The sequence below is a fragment of the Deinococcus depolymerans genome (assembly GCF_039522025.1).
Classification (GTDB): Bacteria; Deinococcota; Deinococci; order Deinococcales; family Deinococcaceae; genus Deinococcus; species Deinococcus depolymerans.
The window spans coordinates 80698-92716 of record NZ_BAAADB010000011.1 but is presented as its reverse complement, the minus strand read 5'-3'; the positions used below and the strand labels follow the sequence as shown (position 1 = coordinate 92716).

Genomic DNA, 12019 nt, shown 5'->3' with positions numbered 1-12019 from the left:
TCAGCGTTCGAGGGAGTCGCGCAGTTCGAGCAGCAGGGCAGACGGGTTCAGCAGCGGGCCGCCGGGCAGGTCGATCAGCAGCGCGGCGCTCGCCGGGGCTTCCGGCAGGGCCGAGACCCCCAGCACCTCGCTGACCAGCAGGGCCACGCGGTCTCCGTCGAGGTCGGTCAGGACCATCAGCCGGTCGTCCAGCCCGGACGGGTCGGACGCGCCGGGCAGCAGCGGCGCGAGGTTCACCAGCGGCACCGCGCGGCCCTGCACGGTCGCCAGGCCCAGCAGCAGGGGCTCCCCGTTCGGCAGGGGTGCCACCGGTCCCAGCTCGGCGATGGTCTGCTCACCCGAGAGAGGCAGGGCCAGGCGCGCGCCCTGAATGCGGACCAGCAGCGCGTCCGGCATCAGCCGAGCAGTTTGGAGATGACGCCCAGCAGCTGATCCTGGGTGTACGGTTTGACGATGTAGTCGTCGGCGCCCTGTCGCAGGCCCCACTTCACGTCGGTCTCGTTGCCCTTGCTGGACACGAACACGACCTTCAGGGCGTCCATGCCGGGCTGGCGGCGCAGGCCGCGCACGACCTCGTAGCCGTTGCGGCCGGGCATGACGACGTCCACCATCAGCAGGTCGGGGCGCATCTGGTCGGCCACGGCTTCCACCTGGTTGGGGTCGTTCAGGGCGGTGACGGTGTGCGGGGAGCCGTTCAGGGCGGCTTCCATGAACTTCAGGTCGGCGGGGGAGTCATCAACGATCAGGATTCGTGCCATGCAGATTCAACTTCCTTTGCGGGCCGCGGCCCGTCAGGGCCGGCGGGGAGTGGGCCGGAACATTCCGGGAGGGTCAGGCGAAACGGGAAGACGGGGAATGCGGGCGCCGGGCGCGGCCCGGCCGGAAAGAGACCGGGGTCCGGGCGCTTCAGTCGGCGGCGCTGGTGAAGTCCATCTCACCCAGGTCGCCGCCGCGGCCGGCGTCCATCAGGATGCTCGTGACCGCCAGACCCATCAGCAGGAACGACACGACGCCCACGATCAGCGCCAGCAGCGAGGTGTCCACCCCGCCGGAGGCCAGACCGACCTTCAGTTCATCCACGATGTGGTAGCGCAGGGCGGCCATGCCGGTGTAGTGCATGCCGATCACGGCGCCGCCCATCACGAGTCCGGCGCCGATCTTCACGCCGGTCAGGGTCAGGCGGGGCTGACGCTCGGCCCAGGCGCTCGAGAGCAGGCGGAACAGGTAGAACGCCACGGCGCTGGCGCCCACGGCGATCAGCACGGAGGCGATCAGCGGGAACCACACGATGTGCGCCTCGGTGCCCGGCAGCTGGTAGGCGGCCATGCCGGTGTAGTGCATCACCACGATGCCGGCCCCCGCAAGGGCGGATGCCAGCCCCAGGCGGGCCGGGGTGAGCGGGCCACCGTGCAGGACCCGCAGCGCCGGGTAGATCAGCGCCACGGCCACGAAGCCGGAGAACAGCGTGAGGCCCGCGCTGAAGCTCGCGGCGGCGTCCACCTGGTACGCCAGCATGCCCACGAAGTGCATGGCCCAGATGCCGTAGCCGAGCACCAGGGCCTGTGCGATCAGCCAGAAGCGGCTGGCGGTGGTCTTGAAGTTCTGTCCGGCGCGGCCCGCCAGTTCCAGTGACACGTACGATGCCAGCGCGGCAATGACGTACGAGAGCACAATGTATGAGGTGTTCCACTGAGAGTGGAGCATGTCACCGTGATCCATGTAAGTTCCTCCTCGCGACGGTTGGCCCACCGTTCAACGTGGGTGAACCATAAACCCAGGGAACTCACATAAAACTTACTGACCCTGACCATGTGCAGTGGCCGGCCGGCGCGCCTCCCCGGCCGAACCCGGCCGCCCCCGCAGGTCCGCCTGCGCCGCGCGGCCACGGGCTCTATCGTGGGCGGCATGACTGACTTTCCACTCGGCGCGGCCTTCACCGAGGCCCTGCACCTGGCTGCCGCCTGGCACACCGGCCAGTACCGCAAGGTTCCGGCCGGGCAGGCCCCCACCGTGCCGTACGTCTCACACCTGCTGGGCGTGGCGTCCATCGCGCTGGAGTACGGCGCCGATCAGTCGGAGGCCGTCGCGGCCCTGCTGCACGACGCGCTGGAGGACGGCCCGGTCCACGCCCGCCGCTCCCCCGCCGACCTGCGCGCCGAGATCGCCCGCCGGTTCGGTGAGCCTGTCGCCCGGCTCGTGGACAGCGCCACCGACGACACCCCGGCTCCCGGGCAGCCCAAGCGGCCCTGGGCGGACCGCAAGGCCGCGTACCTGCGCCACCTGCCCGCCCAGCCCGCCTCCCCGCTGCTGGTGAGCGCCGCCGACAAACTCCACAACGCCCGCACCATCCTCGCGGACATCCGTGACCTGCCCGCCGGGCAGCGCGCGGCCTTCTTCGACCGTTTCGCGCAGGGCCGCGACGGCACCCTCCAGTACTACCGCCTGCTGAGTGACCACTACCTCGCCGCGCCCGCCACGCACGCCCGGCCCCGCCTGCGGGCGCTGCTGCGCGAACTGGAACGGACTGTCACCGACCTGGAACACGCCACCGGCCTGACCGGCGAGCAGACCCGCCACTTTCCGCTGCTGGGGCACGTCCAGGCACCCCGGTAACGCGGCACGCACAGGGCACGCGCCGTGATGCATGCGCGTGCCCGGAATGAAAAAACCCCCTCTGGGAGGGGGTCTGTGTGGTGTGCCCGAAGGGATTCGAACCCCTGGCCTTCTGATCCGTAGTCAGACGCTCTATCCAGCTGAGCTACGGGCACATCCTGTTTTCTGTGGTGGTACTTGGCGGAGAGAGCGAGATTCGAACTCGCGGTAGGGTATAACCCCTACGAGCGTTTAGCAAACGCTTGGTTTAAGCCGCTCACCCATCTCTCCATGCGGGCAGTACCGTGTTGTCATCTGGCGAGGGGTGAGGGATTCGAACCCCCGGTAGGTTGCCCTACTACGGTTTTCAAGACCGTTGCCTTCAACCACTCGGCCAACCCCCCCTTCTGGCGGGGCGCGCTTTCGGTGCTTCCTTGAGCGCGAGGGGAAGTATAGGGGGGCTTTGCGATCTTGTCAACGGTTGCGGCGGCGCAGCAGCAGGAGCGGCAGCAGCAGCAGGAGCGGCAGGGGCCAGCGGGCGCGGCGAGCCGGACGGGTTTCGCCGCGCAGCAGGGCGCGCAGGGCTTCCTCATGGGGGGTGGGGACGGGCGGGGTGAGGGTGGTGGGCGGCAGGGTCAGGTCGGCGCAGAGGGTGTCGGTGCGGTAGGCGTTCTCGCGGGGGTGACCGCTGCCGGCCGCGAGCTGCTGCCCGGTCTGACGTAACTGATCGGCGGGGCCGTCCTCGACCCAGGGGGTCAGGGCCAGGAAGCCGGGGCGGGGGTCGGTCATGACGTAACTGCGGGGCCGGGGCGCTTCGGCGGGCGGGCCGGTGATCGCGCTCTGCCCGTCGAAGGTGAGGTCCAGGAGGTTGCCGACGACCATGGGGTTCACGGCGTAGCGGATGCGTGGACTGGTGCTGGTGACCTGCCAGCTGCTTTCAAGCCACGCGACCGGCTGGTCGCGCAGGTGGGCCGGGTCCGGGGGCAGACCCTCGCGGGCGGTCCAGGGAGAGCCGTTCGCGTCGGGTTGCAGCAGGACGGTGCAGCCCTGGCGTTCCAGCGCGCCGATCACGTCGGGCCGGAAGGCGTCGAGGCTGATTGCCACGCCCAGGTCCCCGGCGGGCGTGGGAAACACGCGCAGTTCGGCCGGGTCGCCGGGCGTGAGGTCCACCCCGCCGCGCTGCTCGTCGGGCGTCAGGTGGATCTTGTCGGTCACGCCGATCAGTTCGCCCTGCGGGTCGAGCAGGACCGTCTGGTTGGTGAGGACGCCCGGAGCGCGGATCAGGCGGTGGCCGCGCCGGGCGTAGCGGGGCATGGGAGCGCTGCCGCAGCAGAGGTACACGCCGTACTCGCGGGCCAGGTCGCGGCAGGTGCGCAGGTACAGCGCGGTGTTCTCGTCGGTGTGGGCGAGTTGCAGCGCGCGGACGGGCGACACGCGCTCGCGCAGCAGGACGGGCAGCGTGCGGGGCAACCGCGCCAGGAAGAGGGCCAGCGCCACCCGCTCGAAGGTCCGCAGCCGCAGCGCCCAGGCGCCGCCACGCAGGACCAGCGGCAGGCCGTTCAGTTCGGTCAGCACCACCAGGTTCGGGCGGTCCGGGGCGAGGTGCGGGCGGGCCGCTTCCAGCTGGCCGCGCATCCAGCGGCGGAAGGCGGCGGCGGAGGTGAAGTCGGTGGCGTGCCAGTGGGGTTGCGCGGCAACGGCGCGCACGAGGCGGGGGGCGGCAGTCATCTGCGTGCCAGCGTAGCGGGCGGCGCGTGAGATCATGCGGGCATGAGCGGCGTGGATGTAGAGGCGTCCTTCACGTGGCTGGGGGACTCGGCGCTGGTGGTGGGCACGCCGCACGCACGCGCGCTGCTGGACGAACTGCGGGCGCGGCCGCTGCCGGGCGTGCAGGAGGTCGTGCCGGCCCTGCACCTGCTGACACTGCTGTTCGATCCCCTGCAGTCGGACGGAGCGACCCTGGAAGCGGGGGTGCGGGCGCGGCTGCTGGCCCTGCGGCAGCCCGACCCGGCAGACGGGGCGGCGCGCACGCTGGTGGTCCCGGTCCGTTTCGGCGGGCCGGGGGGGCCGGACCTCGGCTGGTGCGCGGCCCGCGCGGGCCTGGACGCGGCGGCGTTCGTGCAGGCGCTGTGCAGGACGCCGCTGGAGGTCGCGTTTCTGGGTTTCACGCCGGGCTTCGCGTTCCTGACCGGCCTGCCGCCCGAACTGCGGATGCCGCGCCTGGACGCGCCCCGCGAGCGGGTTCCGGCGGGCAGCGTGGCGCTGGGGGGGCCGTGGGCGGGCGTGTACCCGCGCGGCACGCCGGGCGGGTGGCGGATCGTGGGGGTCACGGACCTGAACCTGTTCGACCTGTCACGGCCCGAGCCGGTGCCGTGGCGGGCCGGGGACCGGGTGCGTCTCGAGGCGGTTGCCGGCCGCCCCGGGCAGGGCCGCCCGTGAGCGGGGCGCCGCTGATCGAGGTGAGCCGGCCCGGCCTGCAGACCACCGTGCAGGACGCCGGGCGGCAGGTGCGGGCGCTGGGGGTTCCGGCGGGCGGCGCGGCCGATCCGGTGACGCGCCGGCTGGCCAACGCCCTGGTCGGGAACCGGGCGGGCGCGGCGGGCCTGGAGGTCACGCTGGGCGGCCCCACGCTGCTGTTTCACGCGCCGGCGCTGGTCAGTCTGTGCGGCGCGCCGTTCGTTGCGGAACTCGACGGCGCGCCCTTCCCGCTGTGGCGGGCGGTGGCGGTGGGAGCGGGCCAGACCCTGCGGGTGGGGGGCACGCCGGTGGGCGCGCGGGCCTTCCTGGCGGTGCGGGGCGGCCTGGACCTGCCGGAGGTGTTCGGGAGCCGCTCGACCGACCTGCGCGGCGCCTTCGGGGGACTGGAGGGCCGGGCGCTGCGGACCGGGGACCGGCTGCGGTATGGCGCGGCGCCCCCCGTGACGCCCCGGCAGGCGTTCATCGCGCCGGCGCTGCACACGCCGCTGGGGCCGGAGCAGACGCTGCGGGTGACCGGCACGTCCGACCTGACCGCCGGGCTGGGGGCGGCGCTGCTGGAGCGGCCGTTCACGGTGGGCGCGCAGGTGGACCGCATGGGCGCGCGGCTGCAGGAGGCGGTGGCGGCCCCGCACGATCCGGCGCGGGCGAGCGTGCCGAACGTGCCGGGCATGGTGCAGCTCCCACCGGACGGGCGGCCCATCCTGCTGCTGCCGGACGCGGGCACCCACGGGGGCTACCCCACGCCGCTGGTGGTGATCCGCGCGGACCTGCCCCGCCTGGGACAGCTGCGCCCCGGAGACCGCGTGACCTTCCGGCCGGTCCCGCTGGCCGAGGCCCGCGCGGCGCTGTGGGCGCAGGAGCGGGCGCTGCGGCAGGCGGAATCGGCGCTGCGGGCGTGGTCCGGGTGGGCCGGGGGCGGTCCTCTCCCCTATGCTCGGGGGGATGCAGATTGACCTGAACGCGGATCTGGGGGAAGGCAGCGCGCACGAGGCGGCGGTGATGGCGTCCGTGTCGAGCGCGAACATCGCCTGCGGCGGTCACGCCGGGGACGCCGGGACCATGCGGGATTCGCTGCGGCTCGCGGCGCGCTTCGGGGTGGTGGCCGGCGCACATCCGGGCTTCCCGGACCGCGAGGGCTTCGGGCGGCGCGAGCAGCACTTCCCGCCGGACGAGGTGACCGCCTTCGTGCGCGAGCAGATCGAGGCCCTCAAGGCGGTGGCGGCGCGTGAGGGGGTCCGGCTGAACCACGTCAAACCGCACGGGATGCTGTACAACATGGCCGCGCGGGACGCGGCGCTGGCCCGGGCGGTCGCGCGGGCCGCGGCCGACAGCGGCATTGGGCTGTACTTCGGGCTGGCAGGAGCGGGCAGCGTGATGCTGCGCGAGGCGGCCGCGCTGGGCCTGCGGGCGGTGGGTGAGGGCTTCGCGGACCGCGGGTACGCCCCGGACGGCACCCTGTGGCCGCGCGGGCAGGCGGGAGCGCTGCTGGGGGCGGCGCAGGCAACCGCGCAGGGCGTGAGGATCGCCCGGGAGGGCCGCACCTTCGCCGTGACCGGCGAGGAGGTCCGGGTGCCGGCCGGGACGCTGTGCCTGCACGGGGACGGGCCCGAGGCGGCGGCGCTGGCGCGTGAATTGCGCGCGGCCCTGGGAGCGGCCGGCGTGCGGGTGGCGCCCCCGGCAGGCCCGTGAACTCCGGGCCTGTTCGTTTCGTTCACAGATCGGAACACCACCGGTCTGCCAACTCCACGCCCGGAGGGGCGTTTCTCTCCTGCTCGTTCCGCTCGGGTTGAAACGAAACAGACGGCCGTCCGTATGAACGGGTTCCGGGCAGCCGGCGGGAGGGGCGGAACGCGGGAGCCCCCCCCACCCTCCACCCGCCGCGCCGAGATGACTGTCAGGTCAGCGTGAGAGTGGCTGTGCTGCACTGCTGATCAGAATGCGTTTCCCTCCCGCCACTGCTTTGACCGCCCACCCGGCTCCCGACGGGCGGGGCCTGCGGGAATCCGGGGAGCGCCGATCGGTGAACCGCCGGCTGCTGCTGGTGCTGCTGGCGGCCCTGCTACTGCGTATGGCGTCGTTGCCCATGAACGAGTTCGAGCGGGTGGCCCTGCCGGGGCTGGCCGGGGTGGTCGCGCTGGTCGTGGCGGCGCTGCACAGCCGGCGGGTTCCCGTCCGGACGCTGCACCTGACCACGCTGCTGGGCTGCTGGGTGTACCTGCTCAGCCACCTGTGGTTCGTGCTGTTCCGGGTGCCGGAACCGCTGCAACTGGCGACCCTGGCGGGCGTGGGGCCGTGGGTGCCGGTGCTGCTGGCCGCGCACCTGTGGATGCTGGGCCGGCAGGGCAGCCTGCCACTGAACGTGGTGGGGCTGGGCGCGTCGGCCGCGCTGCTGAGCGTGTTCGTGGCCGGTCCGGCCGGAGCGCTGGCGTCTCCGGTGACGGGCGCGCTGACGCAGATGCTGCTGGCATCCCTGGTGCTGCTCGGCGGGCAGCACAGCGCAGTCGTGCGGACGCTGGGCCTCATGCGGCGTGACCTGCTGGGCGACGGCCTGCCGGATGGACGGGACGCCCTGACGGGCCTGCCGGACCGGTTCAGCGTGCAGGACGCGCTGGCACGGGAGTTCCGCCGCCGTCCGGAGGGGCTGGGCGTGGCAGTGATCGAACTGGATCAACTGCCGGCCCTGCAGGCGCAGCGCGGGCAGGGCTTCACCGAGCGGCTGATCGCGCACGTGGCGCGCGTGACGCTGGGCGCCCTGCGCGACGAGGACCTGCTGGGCCGCCTGAACCCGGATCAGCTGGTGGTGGTGCTGCGCGCCCCGGACGCCCGCGCGGCCCGCGCCGCCTGCGAGCGGCTGCGGGTGCGGGTGGCGTCCCGGCCGCTGGAGGGCGTGAACCCGACCGTGAGCATCGGGCTGGCGTTTCAGGATCTGCACGGCGACGCCACGGAGCTGCTGCGTGACGCGCAGGACACCCTGCGCGGACTCGAGGACGGACGCAACCGCGTGGTGGTGGGCGGCGTGGGCGCCCTGGACGGCGCGGGCCAGCCCCTGCTCGCCTGAAGCCGGTCGCACGATTCCCGGCGTTCTGCGCGTGGCCGACCGGAACCCGTTTTGCCCCAGCTCGGATCTAGCGTTTCCGGGCGGCACGAGACGCCCTTCAGAACGTCGCCCGGCACGGACCTCTGTGGATTTTCATCGGGCAGGACAGCTGCCATGCCACCCTACGTCGTGTGGCACACGGTTCCAGCAGTCGTGCATCCTCTCGGGAGTGAACAGGTCAGCACCCCGTTCAACCGGCGTCCGTATCATACGGATTCCGTTTGTTTCGCCAACAATCCGGAACTTCACCGGATTGCCGGCTCCACGCCCGGAACCCGTGTTGCTCCTACTCGCTTCGCTCGGACCCAGCGGGCTTTGCAGCCCCTTCAATCGGAGTCCGTATCAGTCTGCGCTGATCGTCACGCCCTTCCAGAAGGCGACGCGGCCCGCGATCTGCCGCGCGGCGTCCCTGGGTTCGGGGTAGTACCACGCGGCGTCCGGGTTCTCCTGGCCGTTGACGTGCAGGGTGTGGTAGCTGGCCTCGCCCTTCCAGGGGCAGGTGGTGTGGGTGCGGCTGGGTCGAAGGTACTCGGGGTTCACGCTGTGAGCGGGGAAGTAGTGGTTGCCCTCGACGACGACGGTGTCGTCGGACTGGGCGATGGTCGCGCCGTTCCAGGTGGCTTTCATGGGGATCACGCTACGGGCGGGCGGCGAGCGGGACTGTCGGCGGGCTTGCCACGTGAGCGCTCGGTGAAGATTGACTTCCGGAAGCGCTTCCGTCTTGAATGAATGACACATGAAACGCTTCCATACGGTCGGGCGCGCGGGCGCCCTGGCGGCCCTCACGCTGTCCCTGTCAGCCTGCAGCCTGTTCAAGGCTCCCTCTCCGCCCACGCCTCGCACCTGGCAGGACGAGGTCATCTACTTCGCGATGACCGACCGCTTCGCCAACGGTGATCCGACCAACGACAACGGCCCGGGCCGCGACGCCGGGGACCGCGCCGACCGCACCAACCCCCTGGCGTGGCACGGCGGGGACTTCGCGGGCCTGAAGGCCAGGATCGACGAGGGCTACTTCAAGCGGATGGGCTTCACGGCCATCTGGGTCAGCCCGGTCGTGCTGCAGGTCCCTGCGATCAACACCGGCAGCGGCCCCAGTCAGGGCAGACCGTTCGCCGGGTACCACGGCTACTGGGCCGAGGACTTCAGGAAGGTCGACCCGCACCTCGGGACCCTCGACGAGTACAGGGCGCTGATCGACGCGGCGCACAAGAACGGCCTCAAGGTCATCCAGGACATCGTGGTGAACCACGCCGGGTACGGCGCGACCCTCACGAAGATGAACCCCGAGTGGTTCCACACGAAGGCGGACTGCGACGCCTCAAACAACAAGACCACCGACTGCGATCTGGCGGGCCTGCCGGACTTCAGGCAGGAACTCCCGGCCGTCACCGCCTACCTGAACGACTTCGTGACGTACTGGCGCGGCGCGACCGGCATCGACGGCCTGCGCATCGACACGATGAAGCACGTGCCCGACGCCTACTGGACGCAGTTCTTCAAGGCGGGCGGCGCGGGCGACCCGGCCAGGATCTGGTCGGTCGGTGAGGTGTTCGACGGCAATCCCGCCTTCCTGGCGCGGTTCATGAACGACCTGGGTGCGCCCAGCGTGTTCGACTTCGCGCTGTACTACGCCTTCAAGGACCAGATGAGCACCGCGGGCGGGAACCTGGACCGCATGGCGGACGTGTTCGCGCAGGACGGCGTGTACCGCGACCCCACCCGCCTGACGACCTTCGTGGACAACCACGACGTGCGCCGCTTCGTGACCGAGGTGACCGAACGGGGCGGCAGCGCCGCGCAGGCCGCCGAGCGCCTGGATATGGCGCTGTCCACCATGTACTTCTCGCGCGGCACGCCCAGCGTCTGGCAGGGCACCGAGTACGCCCAGGCCGGCAAGGGTGACCCCTACGACCACCCGCTGGGGCAGGGCAACCGCGAGGACATGGACTTCACCCGCCTGGGCGGCAGCACGCTCGACGAGCGCCTGGGGGCCCTGGCCGCCGCCCGCGGCAGGTACCGCGCCCTGACGCGCGGCGCGCAGCAGGAACTCTGGCGCCCCAACGGCGGCGCGCCCGTCCTGGCCTACCGCCGCGTGATGGGCGGCGTGCAGGGCGTGGCCGGGCAGCCGGTGGTGTTCGTCGTGAACAACGGCGACACCGAACTGGATCTGGGCAGCCTGAGTGGCGGCGGGATTCCGCTGCTGGGCACCTTCTCCGGCACCGCCCTGACCGAGGTGACGGGCCGAGCCAACACCCTGAGCGTCAGCGGCGGCAAACTGGTCGGCCGCGTACCCGCCCGCAGCGTGCTGGCCGTCACCGCGCCCGGCGGCTCCGGCGCGGCCGGCACCGTGAACCCCGCCCTGCCCGAGGTCGCCGGCCTGACCGTGAAGGCCGGGGACAGCGCCGCGCAGCTCAGCTGGACGCCGGGCACGGACCCGAAGGTCGCCGGATACCGCGTATACGTGCAAGCAGCCGGTGGCACCGAGCGCCTCGTGAACTTCGCGCCCCTTCCCGCCACGCAGGGCAGCTTCCTGGCGCGCGGCCTGACGAACGACGTCAACACCACCTTCCGCCTCGTCACCGTGGACAGCGCCGGGGCCGAGAGCCGGGGCGTGACGGTCACGGGCACGCCGGGCAGCAGGAACACCGCGAAGGTGACGTTCACCGTGGACGCCCGCACCCAGGGCAACGGGCCCATCGAACTGCGCCGCTTCGACACCGGCAGTCAGATCGAGTACCCCATGACCCAGGACACGCCGGGCGTGTGGAAGACCAGCATCGACCTGCCCCTGTTCCGCGAGGTGAAGTTCAAGTTCGGGAACGACAGCGCGGGCGCGAAGAACGGCGGCTACGAGGCCCCGGGCCAGGGCGACCGCACCTACGTGGTCGGCACGAACGGCAACGCCTACAGCGGCACGTACGACTTCACCGAGCAGCCCGTCCCGGCCGCCACGGTCACCGGGCGCGTCACGGGCGGCGGGCAGAACCTGGGCGGGGCCCTGGTGGAAGCCACGAGCGCCAACCCCAGCCTGAACTACGCGGTCACCTTCCCGGACGGCACCTACACCCTGCGCGTGCCCGCCGGAGCGCAGACCCTGAAAGCCAGCGCGGGCGGGTACGTGGACGGCACCCTGAACGTCACCGCGCCCACGCAGGACGCCAACATCACCCTGGCACGCGACCTGCGCACGAAGTACACCATCGACGGCGACCTGGGCGACTGGACCGCTCCCGCCGTCAGCGTGCAGAGCCCCGCCGAGGGCACCTTCGGCGCGAACAACAACTGGCTGAGCCTGCGGGCCGACAGTGACGCCCAGTACCTGTACCTCGCGTACACGTACCGGGGGGACGGCAACAGCGCGATCCTGTACCTCGACACCGCGCCCGGCGGCGCAAAACAGGCCGACAGCTTCGACGCCTGGAAACGCGCCGCGACCTTCGGCGGTCAGATGGACGGCGTGAACGCCTTCATCGCCCGCTACGGCACCGAGAAGGCCCAGCTGCGGCTCGTGCAGAGCGACACGGCCACGCCCGAGGTGAACGCCGCCGACTACCTCCAGGCCAGCCGCGGCGCGGCCCCCGAGCAGACCGTGGAACTCGCCATACCCTGGACGGCGGTGGGCCTGAGCGGCAGACCCACCGCCGGCATCGGCCTGATGGGCGGCATCTTCGGCGGGGACGGCTACGGCGCGGGCGACATCATCCCCGACGCGAAGAGCACCCCGGCGGGCGCGAACACCATCACCGACTGCTACGCCTCCTGCCGCGCCACGTTCACGGAACCCCTCAAGCTGCCCTGAACCTCACCAGCAGAGAGGGCGTGCCGGTCAAACCTGGCACGCCCTCCTCC

The 12019-nt window shown here is 72.0% G+C and carries 11 protein-coding genes and 3 tRNA genes; 6 read left to right on the top strand and 8 right to left on the bottom strand.

The genetic code is table 11. From position 1 onward, the window contains the following. The 3 genes from ABDZ66_RS06845 to ABDZ66_RS06835 form a co-directional block, all read right to left on the bottom strand. Positions 1 to 396, bottom strand: coding sequence for a chemotaxis protein CheW (locus ABDZ66_RS06845; protein ID WP_343757316.1), 396 nt, complete (start codon positions 394 to 396; stop codon positions 1 to 3). Beyond that, positions 396 to 758 (bottom strand): response regulator transcription factor, encoded by a 363-nt coding sequence (locus ABDZ66_RS06840; protein ID WP_343757315.1) that lies wholly within the window; start codon positions 756 to 758, stop codon positions 396 to 398. The genes ABDZ66_RS06845 and ABDZ66_RS06840 overlap by 1 nt, the downstream gene beginning before the upstream one ends. Before the next feature lie 148 nt (positions 759 to 906). Continuing rightward, positions 907 to 1671 carry an MHYT domain-containing protein gene (locus ABDZ66_RS06835; protein ID WP_343757314.1) on the bottom strand — a complete coding sequence of 255 codons (765 nt, stop codon included), beginning with the start codon at positions 1669 to 1671 and terminating at the stop codon, positions 907 to 909. 234 nt (positions 1672 to 1905) lie between these two features. On the opposite strand from ABDZ66_RS06835, the gene ABDZ66_RS06830 reads away from it, so the two are divergent. Further along, positions 1906 to 2613 (top strand): HD domain-containing protein, encoded by a 708-nt coding sequence (locus ABDZ66_RS06830; protein WP_343757313.1) that lies wholly within the window; start codon positions 1906 to 1908, stop codon positions 2611 to 2613. A 78-nt stretch (positions 2614 to 2691) separates the two neighbouring features. Here the strand turns inward: ABDZ66_RS06830 and ABDZ66_RS06825 are convergent. The 4 genes from ABDZ66_RS06825 to ABDZ66_RS06810 form a co-directional block, all read right to left on the bottom strand. Further along, positions 2692 to 2768, bottom strand: a tRNA-Arg gene (locus tag ABDZ66_RS06825). Between the two features lie 23 nt (positions 2769 to 2791). Further along, positions 2792 to 2883 (bottom strand) — tRNA-Ser (locus ABDZ66_RS06820). A 25-nt stretch (positions 2884 to 2908) separates the two neighbouring features. Further along, a tRNA-Ser gene (locus tag ABDZ66_RS06815) sits at positions 2909 to 2996 on the bottom strand. A 70-nt stretch (positions 2997 to 3066) separates the two neighbouring features. After that, positions 3067 to 4320, bottom strand: coding sequence for a nitrilase-related carbon-nitrogen hydrolase (locus ABDZ66_RS06810; protein WP_343757312.1), 1254 nt, complete (start codon positions 4318 to 4320; stop codon positions 3067 to 3069). A gap of 42 nt (positions 4321 to 4362) precedes the next feature. Between ABDZ66_RS06810 and ABDZ66_RS06805 the strand changes: the two genes are divergently transcribed. The 4 genes from ABDZ66_RS06805 to ABDZ66_RS06790 all read left to right on the top strand — a co-directional run bounded on the left by ABDZ66_RS06805 (position 4363) and on the right by ABDZ66_RS06790 (position 8128). Further along, positions 4363 to 5031 carry a 5-oxoprolinase subunit B family protein gene (locus ABDZ66_RS06805; RefSeq protein WP_343757311.1) on the top strand — a complete coding sequence of 223 codons (669 nt, stop codon included), beginning with the start codon at positions 4363 to 4365 and terminating at the stop codon, positions 5029 to 5031. Then, positions 5028 to 6023: a 5-oxoprolinase subunit C family protein gene (locus tag ABDZ66_RS06800; protein WP_343757310.1), complete on the top strand. Its 996-nt coding sequence runs from the start codon at positions 5028 to 5030 to the stop codon at positions 6021 to 6023. Before ABDZ66_RS06805 ends, ABDZ66_RS06800 begins: the two co-directional genes overlap by 4 nt. Then, positions 6013 to 6759 carry a 5-oxoprolinase subunit PxpA gene (gene pxpA / locus ABDZ66_RS06795; protein WP_343757309.1) on the top strand — a complete coding sequence of 249 codons (747 nt, stop codon included), beginning with the start codon at positions 6013 to 6015 and terminating at the stop codon, positions 6757 to 6759. Before ABDZ66_RS06800 ends, pxpA begins: the two co-directional genes overlap by 11 nt. A gap of 331 nt (positions 6760 to 7090) precedes the next feature. Further along, a complete protein-coding gene (locus ABDZ66_RS06790) occupies positions 7091 to 8128 on the top strand; it encodes a GGDEF domain-containing protein (RefSeq protein ID WP_343757308.1) in 1038 nt (345 codons plus the stop codon). 381 nt (positions 8129 to 8509) lie between these two features. On the opposite strand, the gene ABDZ66_RS06785 is transcribed toward ABDZ66_RS06790, so the two are convergent. Further along, entirely contained in the window at positions 8510 to 8794 is a 285-nt protein-coding gene (locus ABDZ66_RS06785) for a DUF427 domain-containing protein (RefSeq protein ID WP_343757307.1), read from the bottom strand. 109 nt (positions 8795 to 8903) lie between these two features. Between ABDZ66_RS06785 and ABDZ66_RS06780 the strand changes: the two genes are divergently transcribed. Next, the gene (locus tag ABDZ66_RS06780) at positions 8904 to 11969 is read left to right on the top strand and encodes an alpha-amylase family glycosyl hydrolase (protein ID WP_343757306.1); all 3066 of its coding nucleotides are present in this window, start codon (positions 8904 to 8906) and stop codon (positions 11967 to 11969) included. The last annotated feature ends 50 nt before the right edge of the window (positions 11970 to 12019 follow it).

What these genes read in the sequence shown, in the direction of transcription:
- ABDZ66_RS06845 (WP_343757316.1), bottom strand. Translation starts at nt 396, where the DNA reads ATGCCGGACGCGCTGCTGGTCCGCATTCAGGGCGCGCGCCTGGCCCTG.
- ABDZ66_RS06840 (WP_343757315.1), bottom strand. Translation starts at nt 758, where the DNA reads ATGGCACGAATCCTGATCGTTGATGACTCCCCCGCCGACCTGAAGTTC.
- ABDZ66_RS06830 (WP_343757313.1), top strand. Translation starts at nt 1,906, where the DNA reads ATGACTGACTTTCCACTCGGCGCGGCCTTCACCGAGGCCCTGCACCTG.
- ABDZ66_RS06810 (WP_343757312.1), bottom strand. Translation starts at nt 4,320, where the DNA reads ATGACTGCCGCCCCCCGCCTCGTGCGCGCCGTTGCCGCGCAACCCCAC.
- ABDZ66_RS06805 (WP_343757311.1), top strand. Translation starts at nt 4,363, where the DNA reads ATGAGCGGCGTGGATGTAGAGGCGTCCTTCACGTGGCTGGGGGACTCG.
- pxpA (WP_343757309.1), top strand. Translation starts at nt 6,013, where the DNA reads ATGCAGATTGACCTGAACGCGGATCTGGGGGAAGGCAGCGCGCACGAG.
- ABDZ66_RS06785 (WP_343757307.1), bottom strand. Translation starts at nt 8,794, where the DNA reads ATGAAAGCCACCTGGAACGGCGCGACCATCGCCCAGTCCGACGACACC.
- ABDZ66_RS06780 (WP_343757306.1), top strand. Translation starts at nt 8,904, where the DNA reads ATGAAACGCTTCCATACGGTCGGGCGCGCGGGCGCCCTGGCGGCCCTC.